The 23,810-nt window shown below is 66.4% G+C and carries 19 protein-coding genes and 2 pseudogenes; 10 read left to right on the forward strand and 11 right to left on the reverse strand.

Going from position 1 to position 23,810, the window contains the following annotated elements:
• Positions 1–160 precede the first annotated feature (160 nt).
• Positions 161–1,129 (forward strand): DUF732 domain-containing protein, encoded by a 969-nt coding sequence (locus tag BST40_RS08850; protein WP_083154054.1) that lies wholly within the window; start codon positions 161–163, stop codon positions 1,127–1,129.
• An 8-nt stretch (positions 1,130–1,137) separates the two neighbouring features.
• On the opposite strand, the pseudogene BST40_RS31535 reads toward BST40_RS08850, so the two are convergent.
• The 4 genes and pseudogenes from BST40_RS31535 to BST40_RS08865 all read right to left on the reverse strand — a co-directional run.
• A pseudogene (locus BST40_RS31535) lies at positions 1,138–1,325 on the reverse strand (TetR family transcriptional regulator); the annotation flags it as partial.
• Positions 1,326–1,478: 153 nt separating this feature from the next.
• Positions 1,479–2,081 (reverse strand): YbhB/YbcL family Raf kinase inhibitor-like protein, encoded by a 603-nt coding sequence (locus BST40_RS08855; RefSeq protein WP_075546723.1) that lies wholly within the window; start codon positions 2,079–2,081, stop codon positions 1,479–1,481.
• 91 nt (positions 2,082–2,172) lie between these two features.
• Positions 2,173–2,619, reverse strand: a complete 447-nt coding sequence (locus BST40_RS08860) for an SRPBCC family protein (protein ID WP_075546773.1) — start codon at positions 2,617–2,619, stop codon at positions 2,173–2,175.
• A 72-nt stretch (positions 2,620–2,691) separates the two neighbouring features.
• Entirely contained in the window at positions 2,692–3,696 is a 1,005-nt protein-coding gene (locus tag BST40_RS08865) for a synaptic vesicle VAT-1 family membrane protein (RefSeq protein ID WP_075546724.1), read from the reverse strand.
• A 164-nt stretch (positions 3,697–3,860) separates the two neighbouring features.
• On the opposite strand from BST40_RS08865, the gene BST40_RS08870 reads away from it, so the two are divergent.
• The 4 genes from BST40_RS08870 to BST40_RS08885 all read left to right on the forward strand — a co-directional run bounded on the left by BST40_RS08870 (position 3,861) and on the right by BST40_RS08885 (position 9,252).
• Entirely contained in the window at positions 3,861–4,583 is a 723-nt protein-coding gene (locus tag BST40_RS08870; RefSeq protein ID WP_075546725.1) for an MBL fold metallo-hydrolase, read from the forward strand.
• A 158-nt stretch (positions 4,584–4,741) separates the two neighbouring features.
• Positions 4,742–7,042 (forward strand): isocitrate lyase ICL2, encoded by a 2,301-nt coding sequence (aceA, locus tag BST40_RS08875; protein WP_083154046.1) that lies wholly within the window; start codon positions 4,742–4,744, stop codon positions 7,040–7,042.
• 510 nt (positions 7,043–7,552) lie between these two features.
• Positions 7,553–7,963, forward strand: coding sequence for a hypothetical protein (locus BST40_RS30035; protein WP_158083999.1), 411 nt, complete (start codon positions 7,553–7,555; stop codon positions 7,961–7,963).
• Between the two features lie 107 nt (positions 7,964–8,070).
• Entirely contained in the window at positions 8,071–9,252 is a 1,182-nt protein-coding gene (locus tag BST40_RS08885) for an LLM class flavin-dependent oxidoreductase (protein WP_075546727.1), read from the forward strand.
• A gap of 15 nt (positions 9,253–9,267) precedes the next feature.
• On the opposite strand, the gene BST40_RS08890 is transcribed toward BST40_RS08885, so the two are convergent.
• A complete protein-coding gene (locus BST40_RS08890) occupies positions 9,268–9,735 on the reverse strand; it encodes an SRPBCC family protein (RefSeq protein ID WP_075546728.1) in 468 nt (155 codons plus the stop codon).
• Between the two features lie 215 nt (positions 9,736–9,950).
• On the opposite strand from BST40_RS08890, the gene BST40_RS08895 reads away from it, so the two are divergent.
• From BST40_RS08895 to lipD, 3 genes are all read left to right on the forward strand, one after another.
• The gene (locus BST40_RS08895) at positions 9,951–10,703 is read left to right on the forward strand and encodes a lysophospholipid acyltransferase family protein (RefSeq protein ID WP_240316651.1); all 753 of its coding nucleotides are present in this window, start codon (positions 9,951–9,953) and stop codon (positions 10,701–10,703) included.
• A gap of 136 nt (positions 10,704–10,839) precedes the next feature.
• Positions 10,840–12,009 carry a serine hydrolase domain-containing protein gene (locus tag BST40_RS08900; protein WP_082275362.1) on the forward strand — a complete coding sequence of 390 codons (1,170 nt, stop codon included), beginning with the start codon at positions 10,840–10,842 and terminating at the stop codon, positions 12,007–12,009.
• A gap of 75 nt (positions 12,010–12,084) precedes the next feature.
• Positions 12,085–13,356: a lipase LipD gene (lipD, locus tag BST40_RS08905; protein WP_075546730.1), complete on the forward strand. Its 1,272-nt coding sequence runs from the start codon at positions 12,085–12,087 to the stop codon at positions 13,354–13,356.
• A gap of 7 nt (positions 13,357–13,363) precedes the next feature.
• Here the strand turns inward: lipD and BST40_RS08910 are convergent, their stop codons facing one another.
• The 5 genes from BST40_RS08910 to BST40_RS08930 form a co-directional block, all read right to left on the reverse strand.
• A complete protein-coding gene (locus BST40_RS08910; protein WP_075546731.1) occupies positions 13,364–15,667 on the reverse strand; it encodes a hypothetical protein in 2,304 nt (767 codons plus the stop codon).
• Positions 15,668–15,670: 3 nt separating this feature from the next.
• Positions 15,671–16,030, reverse strand: a complete 360-nt coding sequence (locus BST40_RS08915) for a hypothetical protein (RefSeq protein ID WP_075546732.1) — start codon at positions 16,028–16,030, stop codon at positions 15,671–15,673.
• 97 nt (positions 16,031–16,127) lie between these two features.
• Positions 16,128–17,042 (reverse strand): aminoglycoside phosphotransferase family protein, encoded by a 915-nt coding sequence (locus BST40_RS08920; RefSeq protein WP_075546733.1) that lies wholly within the window; start codon positions 17,040–17,042, stop codon positions 16,128–16,130.
• The gene (locus BST40_RS08925) at positions 17,032–18,441 is read right to left on the reverse strand and encodes a TIGR00366 family protein (protein ID WP_075546734.1); all 1,410 of its coding nucleotides are present in this window, start codon (positions 18,439–18,441) and stop codon (positions 17,032–17,034) included. Before BST40_RS08925 ends, BST40_RS08920 begins: the two co-directional genes overlap by 11 nt.
• A gap of 34 nt (positions 18,442–18,475) precedes the next feature.
• The gene (locus BST40_RS08930) at positions 18,476–18,859 is read right to left on the reverse strand and encodes a hypothetical protein (protein ID WP_075546735.1); all 384 of its coding nucleotides are present in this window, start codon (positions 18,857–18,859) and stop codon (positions 18,476–18,478) included.
• A gap of 154 nt (positions 18,860–19,013) precedes the next feature.
• On the opposite strand from BST40_RS08930, the gene BST40_RS08935 reads away from it, so the two are divergent.
• Positions 19,014–20,882 carry a fatty acyl-AMP ligase gene (locus BST40_RS08935; protein ID WP_083154048.1) on the forward strand — a complete coding sequence of 623 codons (1,869 nt, stop codon included), beginning with the start codon at positions 19,014–19,016 and terminating at the stop codon, positions 20,880–20,882.
• 295 nt (positions 20,883–21,177) lie between these two features.
• On the opposite strand, the pseudogene BST40_RS33155 reads toward BST40_RS08935, so the two are convergent.
• Positions 21,178–21,333, reverse strand: a pseudogene (locus tag BST40_RS33155) (HNH endonuclease signature motif containing protein); the annotation flags it as partial.
• 145 nt (positions 21,334–21,478) lie between these two features.
• Between BST40_RS33155 and BST40_RS08940 the strand changes: the two are divergent.
• The gene (locus tag BST40_RS08940) at positions 21,479–23,806 is read left to right on the forward strand and encodes an arylsulfatase (protein WP_075546737.1); all 2,328 of its coding nucleotides are present in this window, start codon (positions 21,479–21,481) and stop codon (positions 23,804–23,806) included.
• The last annotated feature ends 4 nt before the right edge of the window (positions 23,807–23,810 follow it).

Below are 23,810 nucleotides of genomic sequence, written 5' to 3' on the forward strand. Positions count from 1 at the left end.
CGCCCCTACCCAGGTGGGGTATATGTGTGGCATGCTGCGAAATGCGGACAAAAAGATAGGGAGGTATCCCGGGAAACCTGATCAGACAGCCACTCGTGCGGCGTAAATCGCGATCCAAAGCCCGCCAAGTGACGCCTCTAGCGGAATGGAAGCCCCTGCCATGTTCAGCGGCATCACTAGTCACGTCGGCGCCCTGGTTAGCGCCGTCGTGGCGGTAACCGGCACAGCAATTCTCGGGGGCGGCGCAGCAGCGGCCGACCCGAATCAGGACGATCAGTTTCTGGCACTGCTCGAGAAGAAAGAAATCCCTGTCCTCTCAAATGTGCCCCGCGTGATCGCCGCAGCCCACAAAGTTTGTCGCAAACTCGATGGCGGCATGCCGGTGGACGAAATCGTCGCCGGGCTGCGCAATGACGCGTACAACATGGACCCGACCTTGCGCCAATACCCGGCCAGGCGCGTCACGTCCACCATGGCCCGATTCGTCAGTGCGGCAGTGGAGATCTACTGTCCGTACGACCGGGGCAAGATAGCTTCCATCACGGCTACTCCGGCGCCGCAATCGAATGAACCGACCCGCTGGATCACCACGTACACCCGAGACGCCGTCGATGTGGGATGCGAGGTACTGGCGCCGCCGGCGTTGGACGTGACCATCATGCCGGCGACGTGGCGCCCGTTGACGAATAGCGGTGCTGTCATGGCGGGCCACCACTATGGAAACTGGTCGGCCGGTACCGCACTTGGCACCGTGCCGGCCTCGCGGATCGCGGCGGTTCCCGAGGGGGATCCCCAGCTACCGAGCCCGCCGCAGACTCCGGCTCCACCGCCGCCGACCGCGCACATCGTGACGCCGCCCGCGCCGATCGCCACACCGCCGCCATCAAGGCAATCGCCGGCTCCACCACAAGAACCGCCACCACCACAAGAACCGCCACCACCACAAGAACCGCCGCCAGCACCGCAAGACGTGGAGCCTCCCGCTGATGGGCCTCAGCCCGGGGCCGGCGGTGGCAGCAGCGGCGGTGGCAGCGGCGGTGGCGGCAATGGCGGCAATGGCGGAGCAGGTCCGGTGCAGCCGTCGCCGGCACGCCCCTCGCCGCCGGGCGTTATCAGGCTGGCGCCGTAAGACCGCGACCATGTCGTCGGCTGCCGCCACAGCCTGCCACTGATCGCTTCGCGACCATCAGATGATCTTGTACGCTCGGTCACCCCGGCCTCCCGGGCCAGCTCGGTACCGTCACATTCGCGAATCCCTTGCGGGCAAAGGTCTTCAGCGCGACCCGACGCAGCGCTTCGCGCGTGGATCGCCGAGCGTAGCTCATGACCGCTGAGCGCCCGAACTTCAAAGACATCGTGATCCGCCAGATCACCTTCGCGCCGCACCACATGCAATCGATGTTCGGCGCCCCGCACCTTCATTCGCGGTTACAGCGCCGCCTATCAGGCACTGGACGACCGGTAGCCGACGGGGTCGGTCAGCCTCCGAACGTTCCGGTGAGTTGGGCCTGCGCCGTGGTGGCTCGGGTTATCGCCTCAGCCGCACGCAACCCGACCAATCCCGGGGGAAGTTGCAGCGTGGCCGGAAGCTGGTACAGGGTGAAGCGGTAGTGGTGCGTCCCGGTGCCCGGCGGCGGGCATGGCCCGCTGTATGCGGCCTGGCCACCCGAGTTCGGCAGGCTGGTGCCTCCGGCAGGAGTCTGGCCATCCGCGGAGCTGCCCGCGCCGGGAGGGATTCCGATCACGATCCAGTGGACGTAGTTTCCCCCGACCGCGTCCGGATCATCGACAACCAACGCTGCCCCCAACGGCGCGGACCAGCTCAGCGGCGGCGCGATGTTGGCCCCTTTGCAGGTGTATTGCACTGGGATGGGCGCTCCGTCGGCGAATGCGGGACTGCTGATCGTCAATGGCCCGCCGGCGGGCGCCGCCTTCGTCATGCCGGCCGTCAGCAGGGCCGGCGCCGACGAAGGCGTTCGGGGGTTGCCGTCGCCGCCGTGGCCAACCAATGCCAGCACCAGAGCCAGCCCGGTGAAAGCCGGGGCGATCGACTTAAGTAGGTGCGCCGCTACAAGTTTCATAGGGACAGTGTCGCGCGCAGCGCCTGCGGAACAAAGCGGTTCCACCCGCCATGCCGCCGACCCGCGATCGTCCGTGCGCCTCCGCCGCGCCTTAGCCGGCGCGCCGCTTGACAGCTAACACCCGGTCACGAAGGCCTCGGGTCGCAGTGTCCATCACGCCTTTGGCGCCTCGTCGGACGAGGAATCCCGGCAAGGGCACCAGCAGGTCCACGGTGAGATCGAACCGAACCCGGGTGGAATCGCCGTCCGGGATCAGCGTGTAACGGCCCTGCTGCCCGCGTTGCTGTTTGGCGCTGACCAAGGTCCAGCTCACCCCGTCCTCGTGAACCGAGTAGTCCAGCACTTGCTCGTCGCCGACGCCGACGATCTTGACCTCTTGCCGTGATTTGGTCGGACGGCCTTGATCGTCGCGCTCCAGGATTTCGACCTTTCGATGAATCGAGGACCACTGCGGCAACGATTCGAGATCGAACAACACGTCCAGGATTTCCTTGGGTGTCGCCTCGATGACGAGCTCGCGGGACTCGGTGACGGCCATGGCAGGAAACATAGCCAGCTCCGCGCCGGCTGAAACAACGATCAACGGAGCTGCCATCCGACGTTCCAGGACTCAGGGGACCAGGACAACCTTGCCGATGTTCTCCCGTGCCGCCAGAATCCGGTGCGCTGCCGGCGCTTCCGCGAACGGCACGGCCGCATGAACGATCGGCCGGGCCGTTCCCTCGTCAAGAGCCTCGCGCAGCGGCGTGATCCAGGGTTCGAGGGTGCCTCGGTCGTCCCACAACCGCAGCATGTTCAGACCGATTACGGTTTTCGAGTCCTCGAGTTGCTTCATCAGATTGAAGCCGCGCAGCATCGACAAGGCGTGCGGAGCCACCCGGCGTAGTGAGCGCTTCTCGCCTTGCTGCATGTTCGAAATCCCGTATCCGACCAGTCTTCCCCCGGGGCGCAGCAGATCGTAGGACCGCCGCAGTGAGGTGCCGCCGAGCGCGTCGAGCACGAGGTCGTAGCGGCCCAAGCCCTTCCACCAGCCGTCGCGGCGATAGTCGATGGCACGATCCACGCCCAACTCGGCCAGCTTCTGGTGCTTTCCCGGCGAGGCGGTGCCGTGCACTTCGGCGCCGGCAGCCTTGGCGAATTGAATCGCCGCAATGCCCACCCCGCCCGCGGCCGCATGAACCAACACCCGCTCACCGGCGCGCAACGACCCATAGCCAAGCAGTGCCGCCCACGCGGTCGCGTAGTTCACCGGAACCGCGGCGCCCTGCTCGAAGGTCAACGCCTCGGGAAGCACCACCGAATCGGTTGCGGCCACGTTGACTATTTCGGCGTATCCGCCGAATCGTGTTCCGGCCAGGACTCGTTCGCCGACCCGGCTTTGGTCGATGCCTTCGCCGACGGCCTCGACCGTCCCGGCGACCTCGTAGCCCACCACCGCCGGAAGCTTCGGTGCATCCGGGTACAGGCCGACCCGGGCGAGGTGGTCGGCGAAGTTCACACCGGCGGCGCGAACGGCAATCCGCAGTTGGCCCGCACCGGGTGGCGGCGGGTCCGGCCGCTGCTGCACCTGCAGCACCGACGGGTCACCATGTTTGGTGATAACGACCGCACGCATTGTGTTCCTCCGAATCGGCTCGTCGAATCGCAGCACCGGGCCTTGCCGCAACCCTGCACGCGGGGAGTCCCCTGTGATTGAACACGCCGGCAATCCGTTTGTCGCCGGCTACCAAGCCGGAATGTCTGGGACAGCGCCGAGCTTCGCGGCCTATCGTGCTAGCTGTGCACTACCGCTGGGAGCAGCTGGCCGCAAGCGTGTATCGCTGCCGGCTGCCGTTTTGCGACGTCACGGTCGGCCTGGTGGTGGGCCGCGGCACGGCGCTGCTGATCGACACCGGCACCACGCTGGCGGAAGCGGCCGCGGTCCGGGCCGACGTCGACCAGATCGCGCATTGCCGGGTGACGCATATTGTCTTGACTCACAAGCACTTTGACCACGTCCTGGGATCAGCGGGCTTCGCCGGCGCCCAGATATACGCCGCTCCCGAGGTGATCGACTATCTGTCGTCGGCGACCGATCGGCTGCGCGCCCATGCACTGCAATACGGCGCCGACGCGGCGCAGATCGACCGCGCGATCGCCGCCTTGCGGCCACCTGGGCGGGGTATCTACGACGCGGTCATCGATCTCGGCGGCCGCTGCGTCACGGTCACCCACCCGGGCGCCGGACACACCGCCGCGGATCTGGTGGTGGTGGTCCCGAGCGCAGCCGCCAGCGCCGAACCGGTCGTGGTCTTCACCGGCGACCTCGTCGAGGAGTCCGCTGATCCCTTTATCGACGCCGATTCCGATGTCGCGGCCTGGCCTGCGACGCTTGATCGGCTACTGGCACTCGGCGGACCCGAGGCCAGCTACGTCCCCGGCCACGGCAGCGTCGTCGACGCCGAGTTCGTCCGGCGTCAGCGGGATTGGTTGAACGAGCCGGCTCGCCGCGAGCCACACTGACCTCGCGATCCCGGACGTGCCGGGCACCGGCCGCGCGGACTCGCCGCCGCGTCTCGGACCGGGTGGATAACCACCCGGTCAGCCGGTGAATTAACTGCCCAATCCAGGGATACACTCTCTGCGTCAGCGGAATCGGGCGCACAAAGGAGCGCAAGCCCATGGCTATCGCCGAAACGGACACTGCGGTCCGTACACCATTCGAGCAAGACTTCGACAAAGAGACAGCCGAGACGCAGCGATACTTCGACAGCGCCCGCTTCACCGGCATCATCCGGCTCTACACTGCCCGGCAAGTCGTAGAACAGCGCGGCACAATCCCGGTCGACTACACCGTGGCCCGCACCGCGGCGGCAGCTTTCTACCAGCGCCTGCGCGAGCTTTTCGCCGAACACAAGAGCATCACCACCTTCGGCCCCTACTCGCCGGGGCAGGCGGTGAGCATGAAGCGTATGGGGATCGAGGCGATCTACCTCGGCGGATGGGCAACGTCAGCCAAGGGTTCCACCACCGAAGATCCCGGCCCAGACCTGGCCAGCTATCCGCTGAGCCAGGTGCCCGACGACGCCGCCGTTCTGGTGCGCGCACTGCTGACCGCCGACCGCAACCAGGAGTATCTGCGGCTGAACATGACCGAACAGCAGCGCGCCGCGGCCCCGGTGTACGACTTTCGGCCGTTCATCATCGCCGACGCCGACACCGGTCATGGCGGTGATCCGCACGTGCGCAACCTGGTCCGCCGTTTCGTCGAGGTCGGCGTGCCGGGCTACCACATCGAGGACCAGCGCCCCGGCACCAAGAAGTGCGGTCACCAGGGCGGCAAGGTATTGGTGCCGTCGGACGAACAGATCAAGCGCCTCAACGCCGCCCGCTTCCAACTCGACGTCATGGGGGTGCCCGGCATCATCGTCGCGCGCACCGATGCCGAGGCGGCCAACCTGATCGACAGCCGAGCCGACGAGCGTGACCAGCCGTTCCTGCTCGGCGCCACCAACCTCAACATTCCCTCGTACAAAGCGTGCTTCCTGGCGATGCTGCGACGCTTCTACGAGCTGGGCGTCAAAGAATTGAACGGCCACCTTCTCTACGCGCTCGCCGAGGGCGAGTACGCGACGGCCACCGCCTGGCTCGAGCGTCAAGGCATCATGGGCGTCATCACCGATGCCGTCAACACCTGGCGCGAAAACGGCATGACGTCGATCGACGACCTCTTCGACCAGGTGGAGTCGCGGTTCGTGGCCGCCTGGGAGGACGACGCCGGGCTGATGACGTACGGCGAAGCCGTGGCCGATGTCCTCGCCTTCGGTGAGAGTGAAGGCGAATCCGTGGGCATGAGTCCCGAGGAATGGCGGGCGTTCGCCAGTCGCGCCTCGCTCTACGCCGCACGGACAAAGGCCAAGGAGTTGGGCGCCGACCCGGGGTGGGACTGCGAGCTGGCCAAGACCCCGGAGGGGTACTACCAGGTCCGCGGTGGCATTCCGTATGCGATCGCCAAATCGCTGGCGGCCGCGCCGTTTGCCGACATCCTCTGGATGGAAACCAAGACCGCCGATCTGGCCGATGCCCGCCAATTCGCCGAGGCGATCCACGCCGAGTTCCCCGACCAGATGCTGGCCTACAACCTTTCGCCGTCGTTCAACTGGGACACCACCGGGATGACCGACGAGGAGATGAAGCAGTTCCCGGTGGAGCTCGGCAAGATGGGCTTCGTCTTCAACTTCATCACCTACGGCGGACACCAGATCGACGGCGTCGCGGCCGAGGAGTTCGCCACCTCGCTGCAGCAGGACGGCATGCTTGCGCTGGCCCGCCTGCAGCGCAAGATGCGCCTGGTCGAGTCGCCCTACCGGACGCCGCAGACCCTGGTCGGCGGGCCGCGCAGCGACGCGGCACTGGCCGCCTCGTCCGGGCGCACCGCGACCACCAAGGCGATGGGCAAGGGCTCCACCCAGCACCAGCACCTGGTGCAGACCGAGGTGCCCAAGAAGCTGCTGGAGGAATGGCTGGCACTGTGGAGCGACCACTACCGGCTCGGTGAGAAGCTGCGGGTGCAATTGCGGCCCCGCCGCGCCGGCTCGGATGTGCTCGAACTCGGGATCTACGGCAACGACGACGAGCCGCTGGCCAACGTCGTCTTCGACCCCATCAAGGACCGGCACGGCCGCAGCATCCTCACGGTGCGCGATCAAAACACCTTCGCCCAGAAGATGCGGCAGAAGCGGCTGATGACGTTGATCCACCTCTGGCTGGTCCACCGGTTCAAGGCCGACGCCGTCTACTACGTCACGCCGACCGAGGACAACCAGTATCAGACCTCAAAGATGAAGTCACACGGCATCTTCAGCGAGGTCAATCAAGACGTCGGCGAGATCATCGTCGCCGAGGTGAACAAGCCGCGTATCGAAGAACTGCTGGTGCCCGACCGCGTGGCGCTGCGGAAGTTGATCACCAAGGAAGGGTAGGACGCACGTCCGAACGGCTCCCCGACATCGATTGGCGGCCCGACACGGTGCCGATGTCGGACGTCAATCACTCAGGCAAACGGCGGGATTCACGCCGGCGCGCAGAGTTCGAATGGACGTTGCGCTGACGTCAATCTCAGTGAAAGGCGCGAATAATCGCGAATTGCGGGCGCGCGCCCGCTGCACGATTCGGTTCTCTCCGATCAGTGCACGACGTGATTTCGCGGCAGATCCCCCGCCGTCAGTGCCGTTGCCCGCCCGGCGCCGATAAACATTGGCAGCGTTGTCGTTTGCTATTTGCGGCTGGACTCCGCGGTTCGACGGCGCCGGCTCGACGCCTAGATCGTCCGCGCATCAGTTTCAAGTGGTGAAAACCGGCCACGGACCGACAGGCACGTGATTTCCGATATATTGACCCGCCATCCGTGGCGCCGAAGCGCATTCGTGACGAGTTTCCCATTGCCAATGACGGGGTATGGGACCTAACACCGGGCGACGAGAGGGGTTCTGATGAGAACTGAAGCCAGGACAGCGTTCGCGGTTTTGGGCGGGGGAGCCATGCTGGTCATGGCCGTTGCCTGTGGCGGCGGCAACAAAGGGCCAAGCAGCAGCACGACGCCGTCGACAACGACAACAACAACGACAACAACAACAACAACAGCCCCGGCCAGCGCGCCGCCGTCCGAAACGTCACCAGCACCGGGTGGTACGGGCGGACCCGGCGGCGGTGGCGGGGGTGTCCCGGGCGGGCCCACCGGCAGCGGCGGACCGGGCGGCGGTGGCGGCAGCATCCCGGGCGGGCCCACCGGCGGCGGTGGACCCGGTGGTGGGGGCGGCACCATTCCCGGTGTCGGCGGAGGCGGCGGCGGACCGGGTGGCGGAGGCGGCTGCATCGGCAACATCTGCGGCGGCTATCCGTGATAAGCGCGCCGTCGTTGAATCCCGTCGCTGCCTAAGCTGAGTACACGGCTAAGACCGGTCGGCAACGGTTAAGGTTCGCCTCAGGCGGATCGCAAGGGAGCATCGACATGGCCAAGCTCAGGTTCGGATATTTCATCGCCCCGTTCCACCGCGCGGGCACCAACCCAACACTGGCCTTGCAACGCGACCTGGAGTTCGTCGAACATCTCGACGCCCTCGGCTTCGATGAAGCATGGATCGGCGAGCATCACTCGGCGGGCAGCGAGATCATCAGCTCGCCCGAAATCTTCATCGCGGCCGCCGCGGAACGAACCAAACGGATCCGGCTCGGCACCGGGGTCATCTCACTGGCCTACCACAACCCACTGTGGGTCGCCGACCGGTTGATGCTGCTGGATCACCTCACGCATGGCCGGGTGATCGGTGGTATGGGTCCGGGTTCGCTGCCCACGGATTCGTCCATGATCGGGTTGACGCCCACCGACACCCGGGAGCTTCTGGAAACCAACCTCGACATCGTCGTCCGGCTGCTGGTGGGGGAGACCGTGACCGCCAAAACCGCCACGCACCAACTCTTCGACGCCAAGTTGCAGCTTGCGCCGTATTCCGAAGGCGGCATTCCGCTGGCGGTCGCCGCGGTCGCGTCGCCGACCGGCGCGCGGCTGGCCGGCAAGCACGGCATTGGGCTGTTGTCCATCGGTGCGACGCTGACCATCGAGGGGTTCAACGCGCTGTCCTATCACTGGGGCATCGTCGAGGAACGCGCCGCGGCGTTCGGCACCCGGGTGGACCGCAAGGACTGGACGCTGGTAGGTCCCTTCCACCTCGCCGAGACCGACGAGCAGGCCCGTGCCGACGTGAAATTCGGTATCGAGCCCTGGTTTCGGTATTTCCAGAAGGTCGCCGCCTTCCCGCAGATGACCATGGCGGGTGATCGGCTCGACGAAATGATCGACATGATCAACGAGAACGGCGCCGGCGTGATCGGCACGCCCGAGCGGGCGCGGGCGCAGGTGCAGCGGCTGTGGGAGCAGTCCGGCGGATTCGGCTGCATGCTGCAGATGGGTCATGAGTGGGCCAACCCGGCGGCGACCCGACGCTCCGCCGAACTGTTCGCCGCCGAAGTGATGCCGCATTTCCAGGGCCAGGCGCAACCGACCCTCGACGCCGCCGCGCAGGCCGGCGAGGTGCGCGACGACCTCGCACGCACCCAGCTACAGGCGATCGAGCACATGACCAAGAAGTATCAAGACGAGGTCGGTTCGACCGCACCACCCGAAAGTCGTTGAGCCAAGCCCACAATGCTACGGCGCGGTACCGGACTCGCGTTCGGCCGCCTTGACCAGCCGACCCGCGAAGAACTTGACCGCGCCGCCCAGCGCCGCCCGCATCGCCGGTCCGCTTCCGCGGATTCCCTCGGTAAACGAGCCGCTCCAGCGGATATCGGTGCCGCCCGACGCATTCGGCGTAAACACGACCTCCGCATGGTAGTCCTTGGCCGGTGTCGGGGGCGCGATCAGCCGGTAGGCGTGACGGCGATCCTGCTCGTACTCGACGGTCTCCTCCTGCGCCAGCACCGGCCACATGCCGACCTTGCGGACCGCTCCGACGCCGCCGGGCGCCGGATCACCTTGGCGCGCCCAACTCGATTGCAGGACGATGGGTTTGGCCCACGACGACCATCGACCACCGTCGGTCACGAGCCGGAACAGCGTCGCGGCCGGCGCGCTACTGGACTTGGTGACATCGAAGGAGAACTTCCGTCCCGCCATATCCGACTCCCGCCCCGACAACTGACCTGGCTGACGGGTACCCTACCGCGACACCGCCTGCGGACCAGCAGCGGACCGGCCTCGGGCAGTCGCAGGGCAGCGAAAACAATGCCGCGGCGGCGGCGCCGGGGCATACTCACGGTGTGCCGAACGCCGAAACTGTCTCAGTTCCAGCCGCGCTGTCCCAAGCTGACGTCGATGCGGCGCTACGACTGATGAAGCCGCTGCGAATACTGATCAAGCCCAAGGTCTATGGCATCGAGAATGTGCCGACCGAACGAGCGTTGCTGGTGGGTAACCACAACACGCTCGGCTTGGTCGACGCGCCGTTGCTGGCCGCCGAGCTCTGGGAGCGCGGCAGGTTGGTCCGATCCCTCGGAGACCACGCCCACTTCAAGATTCCCGGGTGGCGCGACATGCTGACGCGGATGGGAGTCGTCGAAGGCACCCGCGAGATTGCCTCGGAGCTGATGCGTCGCGGCGAACTGGTCATGGTGTTTCCCGGCGGCGCCCGTGAGGTCAACAAGCGCCGCAACGAGCAATACAAGTTGGTCTGGAAGAACCGACTCGGGTTCGCGCGGTTGGCAATTCAGCACGGGTATCCGATCGTGCCGTTCGCTTCGGTGGGGGCCGAGCACGGCATCGATATCGTGCTCGACACCGATTCCCCCCTGCTGGCGCCGAGCCAGTTCCTGGCCGCCAAGCTGCTCGGCACCCCCGACGGCCCACCGCTGGTTCGGGGCGTGGGGCTGACCCCGGTACCGCGACCCGAGCGGCAGTACTACTGGTTCGGCGAGCCGATCGACACCACCGAGTTCGCCGGACACGAGGCCGACGACAACGCCGCCCGCAAGGTCCGCGAGCGTGCGGCCGCCGCGATCGAGGAGGGCATCGAACTGATGCTCGCCGAGCGCGAAGCCGACCCGAACCGATCCCTGGTGGGCCGGCTCTTCCGTTCAGACGCTTGAAATACCAAGCAGCCAAACCGATTTCGATGGGTTTCAGCGGATCAATCCGTTCGCAGGCCCGTCGGACGCGGCGAGTCCGTGACGGCGATGACGAAGGGAACGTGAGTGGCCCGGCTTGACGAGCGGTCCCGCTGAGATGTCGCCGTCTCCGTCGCACCGCGCGATTCCGGTCGAGCCCGCCAACAAGCGGGTACGTCGTGCCGGCAAGCGACTCGGATTGGGGCCACTGTTGGCGGTCGCGTTGCTGCTCGGTGGGTGTGCCGGCCCGCACACCGTCGTCAGTTCCTCGACCACCACCGCGACCAGCGCCGCCAACTCCGGCGTCAAGGTCCGCAGCCAGGCCCTGTTGGACGGCGCCGTCAACGCCGAGGAGCCGGGTTGCTCTGCTGCGGTGGGCGTAGAGGGGAAAGTGGTCTGGACGGGGGTTCGGGGTATCGCGGACCTGGCGACCGGCACCAAGATCACCGCCGACACCGTTTTCGACATCGGCTCGGTGTCCAAGCAGTTCACCGCTACCGCGATCCTGTTGCTGGTCGATGCGGGACGACTGGCCCTGGGCGACCCGCTGGCCCAGTACGTTCCCGACCTACCGGACTGGGCCGCCACCGTGACGGTGGCCGAACTGATGCACCAGACCAGCGGCATACCCGACTACATCGGGCTGCTCGAAGAACAGGGATATCAATCAACCGACCGGACTACCCAGGCGCAAGCGCTGCAAGCGTTGGCGGCGGCGCCGGAGCTGGGGTTTCGCCCGGGCGCCCACTTCGAGTACTCCAACTCCAACTACCTTCTGCTGGGGGAGATCGTCCGGCGGGTGTCGGGCCATCCGCTGCCGGAATTCCTGAGCACCGAGGTCTTCCAACCGCTCGGGCTGGCCATGGTGGTCGATCCGGTCGGCAAGATTGCCGATAAGGCCGTGTCGTATGACAAGGGCGACAACGGTTCCCAGTTCCGGGTGCTGGACTCGCCATGGGAACAGATCGGCGACGGGGCCATCCAGACCACGCCCAGCCAGCTCGTGCGATGGGCGGACAACTACCGAACCGGCACCGTGGGTGGCCCCAAACTGCTCGACGAGCAGCTGGCCGGGGCGGTGGAAACCGAGCCCGGCGGCGGCGACCGCTACGGCGCAGGCATCTTCTCGCGGGCCGACGGCACGCTCGAACACAGCGGCAGCTGGGCGGGGTTCGTCACCGATTTCCGCGTCAGCAGCGACCGGCGGACCTCGGTGGCCGTCAGTTGCAACACCGAAAAGCAGGACCCCGAAACCATGGCCGACGCACTGGCGCGTCTGTGGATGTAGCTTCGGTCGATCTCTATTTCAACCCGATGCATCATTCCCATGCGCCGCGCTCGCGGTAGGCATAATCATTCAGTTATGGCGAAACCGTCCGTCTTGACCACCGACAATGGCCTGCCGTCCGGCGTGAAAGGCGCGTGCGATTCGCGATTCGCCGGACTCATCCGGGCGTTCAACGCGCTGTTTCCCGGCCGGATGTTCGGCGGCGGAGCGCTGGCGGTCTACATCGACGGTGTGCAGGTCGTGGACGTCTGGACCGGTTGGTCGGATCGGCGTGGCAAAGTGCCGTGGACGGCCGACACCGGGGCCATGGTGTTTTCGGCGACCAAGGGATTGGCCGCGACGGTCATCCACCGGCTGGTCGACCGCGGGCTGCTGTCCTACGACGTGCCGGTCGCTGAATATTGGCCGGAATTCGGAGCCAACGGCAAGTCCGAAGTCACGGTCAGCGACGTACTGCGGCACCGGGCCGGGTTGTCACACCTCAAGGGGGTGGGCAAGAAGGAAGTGCTGGACCACCTCCTGATGGAGGACAAGCTTGCCGCGGCGCCACTGGACCACACCCACAAGAAGATGGCGTATCACGCGGTGACCTACGGATGGCTGCTTTCCGGTCTGGCCCGGGCGGTGACCGGCAAGGGAATGCGGGAGCTGTTCCGTGAAGAGCTCGCGCTCCCGCTCAACATCGACGGTCTGCATCTGGGCCGCCCGCCGGCCGATTCGCCCACCACGGCGGCGCAGACGCTGTTACCCCAGGCGAATATCCCCACGCCGGTGCTCGACTTCGTCGCGCCGAAGGTCGCCGGGCTGTCGTTCTCCGGGCTGCTCGGATCGATCTACTTCCCGGGGATCATGTCGATGCTGCAGGGCGATATGCCGTTTCTCGACGGCGAGCTTCCCGCTGTCAACGGCGTGGTCACCGCGCGTGGGCTGGCCAAGGTGTACGGGGCGATCGCCAACGACGGCGTGATCGACGGGACGCGACTGCTGTCCTCCGAGTTGGTCAGCGAACTGCGCGGAAAGCCCAATCTGACACCGGATCTGAACCTGGGGATTCCGTTCACCTATCACCACGGCTACCAGTCGTCGCCGGTGCCGGGGTTACTGCCGGGATACGGCCACATCGGTCTGGGCGGAACGCTTGGCTGGGCCGACCCGGACACTGGCAGCTCGTTCGGCTACGTGCACAACCGCCTGCTGACACTGCTGTTGTTCGATGTCGGATCCTTCGCCGGGCTGGCGCCGCTGCTGAGCAGCGCCATCTCGGCCGCGCGTCGCGCCGGGCCGCTCGAGGTGCCCCATCTGGGTGCGCCCTACCGAGAGGCCGACGAGCAAGAGCCCGCGTCCTAGCGGCTCGTCAGCCGATGACCGGCTGCTGCGCCGGCACCTCGACGACACCAAAGTTCGTCGCCCAGGCCGCGCGGTAGTCGCTCCATGTCGGTGTCAGGCGGCCGCGGCCCACGCATCGCGGCTCGTAGTGCACACACCGTTCGGCCGAGGCCACGTGCGCCTCTTCGTCGACGACGGTCACCGATAGCAGCATCTCGACGGGCTTGCCGGCCTGCACGGTCAGCAACAGGGTGGTTCCGGTGATCCGGAAGTGCGCGATCGCGCCGCCGCCCAGGTCTACTTGACCGCTGGCCGCCCCGAGCGCGGTGCCGTCGAGTTGCCACTTCGCCTCCAGCCCCGGGCCGAAACCGGTTGCGATGGCGTCGAATCGGCCCTGCGGACGCATCGGCCGCACCACGGTTCCGACGAATGTCCCGATGCGCCGATCGATGAGCGGCAGCGCGCGAATGGCGTCCTTGACGCTGTCGGCCCCTCTGGCCGGCGGGGGAGCCACAACCACGGCGTCGAGCGCCGCACGCAGCTGGTTGCAGGGATCACGTTGCGTCCCCACCCCGCTGACACGCAATGCCGGCGAGGGCGCGAATACCGCCGCGCCCGGCTTGGCCACCTCGCCAAATGTTCCGAAAACACTTGGAGGACAAGTGAATCCGCCGACAATCTGCACCGAAACCAGCGCTTTCTCCCAGGTGATGTAGCGGAACCGGATGTGATCGGGGGTCACGTCCACCGCCTGAACGGCCGCCCACCTGCCTTCGTTGGTGCGCACGCCGTAGATGCGCAGCGATTCCTTGAACGGATTGCCGAACAGCAGCCCGAAGGGGTCGATAGTCGCCAGGTCGGCAAGGGGAATCGGGTTGGGCGCGTCATAGGCGTAGCCGTAGACGGCCGCGCGGTACAGGCCGTCAAAGTCGCCCAGGCCCGTTCGGGCCCAGCGGGCGCCACACACCGCACGCACCGTCCGATCGAACGGTCCGCCGAGCACGGTGAGGTCACCGCTGGGCATGTCGCGCGCGCCGACCCGGCCGCTGTCGAGATCAAACGACGAACCGTTGGGGACCACGACGGTGCCGGCGGCACGAACGGGGGCGGTGTCGATGGGCCGGATCCGGCAGCCGATCTGCACGTCGTCGATGCGGGCGTCGCTGAAGACGATGTTGAAACCCACCGCGGGGATGTTCACCGGGACCAGCAGCTGATTCAGCGCGTCGGTGATGTGGGCGGCGACGCTGTTGATGGTGCCCTCGATCACCTCTTCGGCGATGTACATGATGAGCGGCACCAGCACCGCGCCGACGATCACGTAGATGACAGAGGGCAGTAGCGCCCCGAGCAGTGCGCCGATCACCGCGCCCGCCACCCAGCAGTACCAGGGGATGTCGACGTCGACGTTCGGATTGTCGGCCTGCACGGCCACCACGAGCTGCCCGGCGGCGACGGCGATGGTGATCTTCGCCCCGACGGTGCCGGTGGCCGAATAACAGAAGCCGGACTTGGTGATCTTGACCTGAACGTGCAACGCGCCGTCGTCTCCCGCGGTGACCGACAACGCGGTCAGATCCACCTCGTTGTCCTCGTCGATGCGCACGGTGCGAGTCAGCGTGCAGTTGGTGAATGCGCCGCCCAGGTTCAGCGCGCTGTCGATCATCGGGCTGATGACCCGGCAGATCCAGCCCATCGACGCGACGATGCCCCCGTTGCCGCCCCCGGTGATGAAGCTCTGGGTGAACGCCGACTTGTCGCCGGGGCTGCCGCCGCCGAACGTGACCAAAAACGCCGACGCGTCTTTGTCGGCCGCGGAGGTGTCGTCGACGATGTGCACGTCGGCGTTCTTCATTGCGGTGGTGGTGCTGGTGGCGTGGTCGACAGGGAAGGGCACCAGCGGGATCAACTTGACGTTGTTTCGCAGGAACGCGGCGAACAGTCCGTCGAGGCCGGGGATCGGGAACCCCGCCACCGCGATCTCGGTGAGCCACAGCTTCTGTTCGAGATCGATTCGCACCAGGTCGATTCCGTTGGTGCTGGTGTCCACGTCGACGCTGGCGACGATGCGTAGCGCCCCGAGTGTGCCGGCATCGCCGAGCAGCACCTGGATGTCGACGACGTCGGTCGCGCCGGGCGGGAGACCACCCGGCCGGTCGAAGGAGACCGTCACCGAAAATGGCGTGGCCGGGTCGAGTTGGATGCCGAGGCCCCCCAAAATGGTGCCCAGCAGAAAGCCGCCGGTGTCGAAGACGACGCTCAGTAGCTGCTGATAGGCCTGTTCAGCGAATTCGACGACGAGGTCGTAGCCGTGCGTCTGTTGCCCCGACATCTCTTAACCCACCCTCGGCGAGCCGGTGAATCGGATGTTGACGTGGGCGGTGATCACCTGTCCGTTCGGCAACCGGAATGCTCGGGGCCGGTGCAGGTCCGGGGCGTCTCCGGTCAGCGACGCCGCCTTGAGCCGCTGTTTGATGATCGGCGGGACGTCGATGTTCAGCGCCCCCAACGTGGCCAGCGGGTCCGTGGCGAACTGCCGGGCGACCTCCGGTTTGGCCAGCGCCGCAAGGATGGTGCGCTCCGACCGGTGCAACTGCTCGAACTCGGCGCGCAGCCGCGGGCCGAGCCGGTCGATCACCGGGCCGAACGCACTGCTGTCGGAGCGGTTCGGTTGCTGCGATTCGTTCGATGTCATTGTTCAGGCCTATGCCAGCCTGCGGCGTTTGGCAAGGGGTAACAGTCAAAACTGTTGGCACACAACGTCGGGCAGCTCGCCGTACCGGCGGCATCCGTTATCGGTCAGCATCGTGGTCGGCAATGACACCGTCGATGGTGGCCCGGGCAACCGCGGCAGCGTGCGGGTCGTCGGCTTCAAGGTGGCCGCGCAGACCAACCAGGGCCTTCCACAAAGCCCACCCGCGGCCGCGGGACCAGGTTGCGGCGTCGACGCCCAGCGCGCGGCGAAATATCGTTTTGCTGGCCGCGTCGAGGTGGGTCCAGGCCAGGACGGTGTCACACGCGGGGTCTCCCACACCGCAGAGCCCGAAGTCGATGACCGCGGTGAGGCGTCCGCGCTGCGTCAGCAGGTTGTCGGCGGCCACATCGCCGTGAAACCAGCACGGTTCGCCGGCGAGGGTGCTGCCAGCGGCGGCGGCCCACACCGCTTGCGCGCCGGCGACGTCGATTTCACTGCCGAGCTCGTCGATGGCGGTGCTGGTTTCCTCGGCGTACACCGATACGGGCGCTCCGCGAAAGAAGTTGTGCGGCCCGGGTTCTGGACCGTCGCCGGGATCGATGCGGTGCAGTGCGCGCAGGAAGTGGCCCAGCGCATACCCGATTGGGCCCCAGTCGGTGACCGCCTCGGCCGCGGTGGCGCCGTCGAGCCAACGGTATACCGACCAGGGATGGGGATAGTGAAATGCGGGTCTGCCCATCGCGACGGGCTGAGGTATAGGCAGCGGCAGCCGCGGCGCCAGCCGCGGCAGCCAATGCTGTTCTTTGGCAACCTGATCCGCATACCAGTCTGCGGTGGGCAACCGGATCGACAGCTCGTCGCCGAGCCGGAAGGTGCGGTTGTCGACACCGTGGTGGGCCACGGGGGTGATGGCAAGTGACGACCAGTGCGGGAACTGACTGTCCACGAGTCGGCGCGCCAGCCGGGCGGTGATCTCGTCGGGCGGGAAGCCGGGTGTGTTGTCAGAGCACATAGGGCGCAATCAGCAGCGCGGCGCCGAACACCGCCGAGCCGATCAGGAGGGCCACGATGGTAAACCCCATCACTTGGCGGACATTGAGCTTCGCGATGGCCAGCAGCGGCAGCAGCCAAAACGGCTGGATCATGTTCGCGACCGCTTCGCCAACGGCAACGGACATCGAGATCAGCCCGAGGTAGGCCGGTGTGTGCTGACCGATCGCTAGTGCCGAGTCGACCGCGACCGGCCCCTGCACCGCCCAGTGCCCGCCGCCGGACGGGACGAACAGCGAGATGATGATCGAACCGACGAAGGTCAAGAACGGCAGGGTGTATTGGCTGGCGCCGGTCACCAGGGCCGCCGCCAGCACCGTCTGCAGCGGTTTGCCCGATCCAGTGGGGGCATAACCCAGCAGACCGACGATCCCGCCATACTGCGGGTACTGCAGCAGCAGCGGGCCAGACACTCTCGCCGCGCCGGAAAACGCCCGGATGAACCGGATCGGGGTGCGGTGCAGCAACGCACCGGTGACGGTGAACAGCATGACCATCGACGAAATGTTGAGCCCAAACCCGCTCAGCCAGAAGTAGGTGATCCCGGCGGCGAAGACGGCAAGGTTGAGAATCCACAGATTTTCCAGCCACTCGGCGAATGTCCGGCTGCCCGCGGGCGGAGGCACTTCGGGGTCCTCGTCCTCGAAAACGGCCGGGTCGGGCTCGAGGGGCCTGGTCGGTTCCATCCGCCGGATCGCGAGCGCGAGCAGCACCAGCACCACGATCACGGCCACCCAGCTGTAGGGCTGGAAAATCGTCAGCTTCAGCGGCACCACCATGCCGGTCAGCTTGTGTATCACGTTGATGGGACTGCCGGCATCGGTGTTCGCCAGCGCAATCGACGACGAGAGTCCCTGCGTCCAGACGATGAAACCCATAAACGCCGCGGCGATGAGATAACCGAAATGGGCGCCCGCAAGCCGTTTGGCAACCTGACGGGCGACCAGCGCGCCCGCGACCAGACCGAGGCCCCAGTTCAACAACGAAAGGACGGCGCCGACACCGAAACACAGCAGAGCCGCCCCGACCTGGTTTGTCGGCTTGCTCGCCATCGCGATGATGGCCCGCTTGAGAATGGGCGCCTCGGCGAGCGTATAGCCCATCACCAGGATCAGCACCATCTGAAACGCAAAGGTGAAGATGTTCTGCGATCCCCACACGCCGCCATGCCACGCCTTGAGCACGCCGCCCGGTGTTGCGCCGTCGACCAGCAGCGCCACCAGCGCGACCACCAGGAGGGTCAGGATGACCGCGAACAAATACGGGTCCGGCATCAGACGTTCGACATACCGGACGCACAGCGCGGTGAGGGGCTGCATCAAACCGCGCCGCCCGGCCTGTTGGTCCCGTTCCGTCGTCATCGGGTCACCCTCGCCTAGACTTGCCTCGGTCCGCCTAGACCAACTCGTCGACCACCAGCCACACCAAAGCGACGGCCACCAGCAGCAATGCGCCGATGACGGCTGCCTGCACAAATCCGGACTGACGGTGCAGCCACGCACGCGCCTGCGTGAAGCGCCAGTCGGTCCACGCATAGGCGCGCGCGGCCCAATCGGCTTCGACCGCGAGCAGCCGAAATGCGACCAGCAGGGCCGGGATACCCAGCTCGGGAAGCAGCACGATCAGCGGGATGGATGCGATGAGCAACGCGCCGGCGAGCACGGCCAGGGATGCGCGCACCACCGTCGGCCGGGACCGGCCACGTTCGCGATATGCCAGCACACGGCTCAGCGCCTCGTCGCGGGTGACGGCCCGGGCGCGCTGGTCGACGGGGTCCATGGCTACTCCTGGCGTATGCGATCGGCGGGCGGGTTCCGCACGGACTCTAGTTGACCGGTTGCCGCCGGCGAGTTCCATCGAGCCACCCGGTCGGTGGCCGAGGCCACACGCTGCCTGCCGTGTCGGCCGTGCGCCGGTGCATAGACTGCCGCGTATGAACGACGGTTCCCCGCAGGGCTCCCGGGCACCAGAAGGCCTGCTGGAGATCGGCGACTGCCTGGCAGCCGACGGCAGTATCGCCTTGCCGCCCGGCACCACTCTGATCTCGCTCATCCAACGCAATATCACCAATGTCGGTGACTCCATCGCGTATCGCTATCTGGACTACACCCGCTCCGCTGAGGGGCAGGCCCTGGAGGTGACCTGGGCGCAGTTGGGGGTGCGACTGGCGGCCATCGGTGCCCAGATCCAACAGTTCGCCGGCAACGACGACCGGGTCGCTGTGCTGGCGCCGCAGGGCATCGATTATGTTGCCGGTTTCTACGCGGCGATCAAGGCCGGAAGTATCGCGGTGCCGCTGTTTGCCCCGGAATTGCCCGGCCACGCCGAACGTCTCGACACCGCACTTCGCGACTCGGAGCCCACGGTCGTCCTGACGACGGCGGCAGCGAAAGCCGCCGTGGAGAGCTTTCTGGCCAGCCGTCCGCATTTGCGAAAGCCGGACGTCATCGTCATCGATCAGATACCGGATTCGGCAGGGGAGCAGTTCAGTCCGGTCGAGCTGGACATGAACGCCGTGTCCCACCTGCAGTACACCTCGGGCTCGACCCGCCCGCCGGTCGGCATCGAGATCACTCACCGAGCCGTCGGCACCAACCTGGTGCAGATGATCCTGTCGATCGACCTGCTCAACCGCAACACTCACGGCGTCAGCTGGTTGCCGCTCTACCACGACATGGGCCTGTCCATGATCGGCTTCCCGGCGGTATACGGCGGGCACTCCACCCTGATGTCGCCGACCGCGTTCGTCCGTCGACCGCAGCGGTGGATCCATGCGCTGGCAGCGGGGTCGCGGACCGGGCGCGTCGTCACCGCGGCGCCGAACTTCGCTTACGAGTGGACCGCCCAGCGCGGCCTGCCCGCGGCGGGCGAGGATATCGACCTGCGCAACGTCGTGCTGATCATCGGATCCGAACCGGTCAGCATCGAGGCGATTACGACATTCAACAAAGCGTTCGCGCCCTACGGACTTCCGCGGACGGCGTTCAAACCCTCCTACGGCATCGCCGAGGCGACGCTGCTCGTCGCGACCATCGACCACACCGCCGAAACGACGGTGGTCTACCTCGACCGGGAGCAACTGGGTTGCGGGCGTGCGGTCCCGGTCGCGGCGGATCACCCCAACGCCGTCGTGCAGGTGTCGTGCGGTCATGTCGCTCGCAGCCTGTGGGCCGTGATCGTCAACCCCGACACCGGTGCCGAACTGCCGGATGGCGAAGTCGGCGAAATCTGGCTGCAGGGAGACAACATCGGCCGCGGCTACTGGGGGCGCCCGGACGAAACGCGCCACACCTTCGGCGCCAGGCTGCGATCGGCGCTGCACGAGCACAGCCGCGCCAACGGCGCTGCGCTCGAAGGGAATTGGCTGCGGACTTCAGACCTGGGCGTCTACCTCGACGGCGAACTGTACGTCACGGGGCGGATCGCCGATCTCATCACCATCGACGGCCACAGCCATTATCCGCAGGACATCGAGGCGACCGTCGCGGCGGCATCGCCCATCGTCCGGCGCGGATATGTCACGGCTTTCGCAGCACCCGCCAACGAGCTGCCGGATGCTGACGATCCAGACGACACCCGTCCCCGGCTGGTGATCATTGCCGAACGTGCCGCGGGCACCAGCCACGCCGATCCGCAACCGGCGATCGCGGCGATCCGGGCCGCGGTTGACGAACGCCATGGGCTCTCGGCTGCCGACGTGCGTTTCCTCCCCGCCGGGGCCATTCCGCGCACGACCAGCGGCAAGCTGGCTCGCCGGGCCTGTCGTGCCCAATACCTCAGCGGCGTATTGGGAGCGCACTAGTTTCCCTCTAGCGTCGGACCTGGCGCCTCGGCTCACGAAATTATTTGTTGCGCAACACTTCTAAGCCATGAGGTTCGACCAGGCCGTGCGATACCCGCCGTTGTCGCTGGTGCATGCCAAAGCAGGCGGCGACTACGCTGCGGACCTGCACGTCGTGTGCACGCGACTAGGGCGACGACGTCACATACTCACGAGGAGCCGCTAGTTGCCTCGCGCTGTGGGCTGAGCACACGTATGACGTTGCAGTGCAACATCATCCACCGGCGAACAGCGTATGTGTGGGATGTGGTGTCGGCTATGGGGATTCGGCGACTTCGTCGTCGTCGCCGTCGCGGAGGAGCTTTTCGGGGTGGGGCATGGTGTTGGTGCGGGGTTGGCCGCGATCTTGATGGGTTGGAGGGAGCCATGCGGTGTCGCCGTGGGTATTTTTGCGGGTGGCCCAGCCGTTGTCGGCTCCCACGAATTCGAACGTGAACCCTTAGAGCCGCAAAGCCTCCAGCCACTACGGTGTAGTGGCCCGGTGAACGATGTGAATCCGAACCCACCGGACGGCTCGGCTATAAGAAGAGCTCCACCCGACGACCAACGGAGGCATAGTGGTTGATCTACCACGCGGCACTGAGCAGTTCAGCGGAGTCATCAACCCGTCGGCCGCCGAATCCACACCCGTCAAGCCGACGATCACCTATCCACCCGCCGGCGCTCCGAATGTCGTGGTCGTGCTGCTCGACGACGTCGGGTTTGGCGCCGCATCCACGTTCGGCGGCCCGGTCCCGACGCCCACGCTCGAACGTATTGCACGAACCGGCTTGCGTTACAACCAGTTCCACACCACCGCGCTGTGCTCCCCGACCCGCGCCGCGCTGCTGACCGGACGCAACCACCACAGCGCCCACATGGGCACCATCTGCGAGATCGCTTACGGATTCCCCGGTTACGACAGCGTGCTGCCGCAGAGCACCGCGACCGTCGCACAGGTCCTGCAAATGAACGGCTACAGCACCGCGCTTTTCGGCAAGGCGCACTTCACCCCCACCTGGGAGACCGGCCCCGCCGGCCCGTTCGATCGCTGGCCCACCGGCCTCGGTTTCGAGCGCTTCTACGGTTTCCTGGGCGGCGACACGTCGCAGTACGAGCCGGCGCTTTACGACCAGACCACACCCGTCGAGCCGTATCTGGGGCGCGACGACTATCACCTCACCGAGGACCTTGCCGACAAGACGATTGAATGGATCCGCACACAACAGACATCGGCGCCCGACAAGCCGTTTTTCGTGTACTTGGCGCCCGGGGCGACACACAGTCCGCACCAGGTGTGGCCGGAGTGGTCGGACCGGTTCGCCGGCCAATTCGACGGCGGCTGGGATGCGTTGCGGGAGCAGACGTTCGCCCGCCAGATCGAGATGGGTATCATCCCGCCCGGCACGCAGTTGACCCCTCGGCCCGAGCAGATCCCCGCCTGGGCGGACTACGACGATCGATACAAGCCGGTGGCCCGGCGCCTGATGGAGGTCTACGCCGGTTTCCTGGCCCACACCGACGCCCAGATCGGACGGGTCGTCGACGCCATCGACGAGTTGGGCCAATGGGACGACACACTGTTCATCTATGTGTGCGGCGACAACGGCGCCTCGGCGGAAGGGACCCTGCACGGTGCCTGGAGCTCGCCGGCGTTTCAAAACGGGCTACCCGAAGACCCCGAATGGCTGCTTGAGCACCTGGCCGATTTCGGCACGGCACGCTGCGAGAACCACTACAACGTCGGCTGGGCCTGGGCACTCGACGCGCCGTTCCAGTGGATGAAGCAGGTGGCATCCCATTTCGGCGGCACCCGCAACGGGCTCGCTGTCTCCTGGCCATGCGGCATTCGGGCAACGGGGGAGCAGCGCAGCCAGTTTCACCACGTCATCGACATCGTCCCGACCATCCTGGAGGTCACCGGCATCGAGATGCCGGAGCGCGTCAACGGCATCGAGCAGAAGCCGATCGAAGGCGTCAGCATGCGGTACTCGTTCGACGACGCCGACGCCGAAAGCCGCCGAACTACACAGTATTTCGAGATCTTCGGCAATCGCGCCGTCTACCACGAAGGTTGGATAGCGTCCTGCTTCCATGGGCGACTGCCCTGGATCCGCGCCCAACGCAACATTCCGTTCGGCGAGGCCGAGCGCTGGGAGCTCTACCATCTGGCCGACGACTTCAGCCAAGGCGTCGACCTGGCCGAGCAGTACCCGGACAAGCTCGCCGAGCTGCAGGCCGTTTTCGACGCCGAAGCACGCAAGTACGATGTCTACCCGCTCAGCGATGCCACGCTGGCGCGGGCGCTGCCCGTCAACCGGCCGAGCCTGCTCGGTGATCGCACCTCGGTCACCTATTACCCGGGCCAGGTACGCATTCCCGAACCGGTGACGCTGAGCTACACCAGCACATCCTTCACGCTGCGGGCACAGTTGCACATCCCTCCCGGGGGTGCTCAGGGGGTGATCATTTCTGTCGGCGGGGCGATGGCCGGCTGGAGCCTTTATCTGCATGACGGCGTTCCCAGCTTTGCCTACAACTATCTGGGTCACGAACTCACCACAGTCACCGCACCCGGGCCACTGTCCGAAGGCCCTGTGAATCTTGGGCTTTCGTTCGATTACGACGGCGAGGGACTGGGCAAGGGCGCGTCGGTGACGCTGCTGGTCGACGACGACGCTGTGGTGAACGGCCGGCTGGATCGCACCGTCCCGTTCCGGTTCTCGATGAGCGGCGAAACGCTGGATGTCGGCGTCGATACCGGGTCGCCGGTCGCACCGTACGGGCACGACTTCCGGTTCACCGGCCGGATCGATCGCATCGACGCCACCGTCGACCCGCATCCGGCCGATCTCGCCGCCGCGATCGCCGAAGCCGAGATGCGCGCCGCGCTGGGCTCGCAGTAGCCGG

Source organism: Mycobacterium persicum (genome assembly GCF_002086675.1).
In the GTDB taxonomy this organism is placed as follows: domain Bacteria; phylum Actinomycetota; class Actinomycetes; order Mycobacteriales; family Mycobacteriaceae; genus Mycobacterium; species Mycobacterium persicum.

Coding starts and splice junctions, on each gene's coding strand:
- BST40_RS08850 (WP_083154054.1), top strand. CDS start 161: ATGTTCAGCGGCATCACTAGTCACGTCGGCGCCCTGGTTAGCGCCGTC.
- BST40_RS08855 (WP_075546723.1), bottom strand. CDS start 2,081: ATGAAACTTGTAGCGGCGCACCTACTTAAGTCGATCGCCCCGGCTTTC.
- BST40_RS08860 (WP_075546773.1), bottom strand. CDS start 2,619: ATGGCCGTCACCGAGTCCCGCGAGCTCGTCATCGAGGCGACACCCAAG.
- BST40_RS08865 (WP_075546724.1), bottom strand. CDS start 3,696: ATGCGTGCGGTCGTTATCACCAAACATGGTGACCCGTCGGTGCTGCAG.
- aceA (WP_083154046.1), top strand. CDS start 4,742: ATGGCTATCGCCGAAACGGACACTGCGGTCCGTACACCATTCGAGCAA.
- BST40_RS30035 (WP_158083999.1), top strand. CDS start 7,553: ATGAGAACTGAAGCCAGGACAGCGTTCGCGGTTTTGGGCGGGGGAGCC.
- BST40_RS08885 (WP_075546727.1), top strand. CDS start 8,071: ATGGCCAAGCTCAGGTTCGGATATTTCATCGCCCCGTTCCACCGCGCG.
- BST40_RS08890 (WP_075546728.1), bottom strand. CDS start 9,735: ATGGCGGGACGGAAGTTCTCCTTCGATGTCACCAAGTCCAGTAGCGCG.
- BST40_RS08895 (WP_240316651.1), top strand. CDS start 9,951: ATGAAGCCGCTGCGAATACTGATCAAGCCCAAGGTCTATGGCATCGAG.
- BST40_RS08900 (WP_082275362.1), top strand. CDS start 10,840: ATGTCGCCGTCTCCGTCGCACCGCGCGATTCCGGTCGAGCCCGCCAAC.
- lipD (WP_075546730.1), top strand. CDS start 12,085: ATGGCGAAACCGTCCGTCTTGACCACCGACAATGGCCTGCCGTCCGGC.
- BST40_RS08910 (WP_075546731.1), bottom strand. CDS start 15,667: ATGTCGGGGCAACAGACGCACGGCTACGACCTCGTCGTCGAATTCGCT.
- BST40_RS08915 (WP_075546732.1), bottom strand. CDS start 16,030: ATGACATCGAACGAATCGCAGCAACCGAACCGCTCCGACAGCAGTGCG.
- BST40_RS08920 (WP_075546733.1), bottom strand. CDS start 17,042: ATGTGCTCTGACAACACACCCGGCTTCCCGCCCGACGAGATCACCGCC.
- BST40_RS08925 (WP_075546734.1), bottom strand. CDS start 18,441: ATGACGACGGAACGGGACCAACAGGCCGGGCGGCGCGGTTTGATGCAG.
- BST40_RS08930 (WP_075546735.1), bottom strand. CDS start 18,859: ATGGACCCCGTCGACCAGCGCGCCCGGGCCGTCACCCGCGACGAGGCG.
- BST40_RS08935 (WP_083154048.1), top strand. CDS start 19,014: ATGAACGACGGTTCCCCGCAGGGCTCCCGGGCACCAGAAGGCCTGCTG.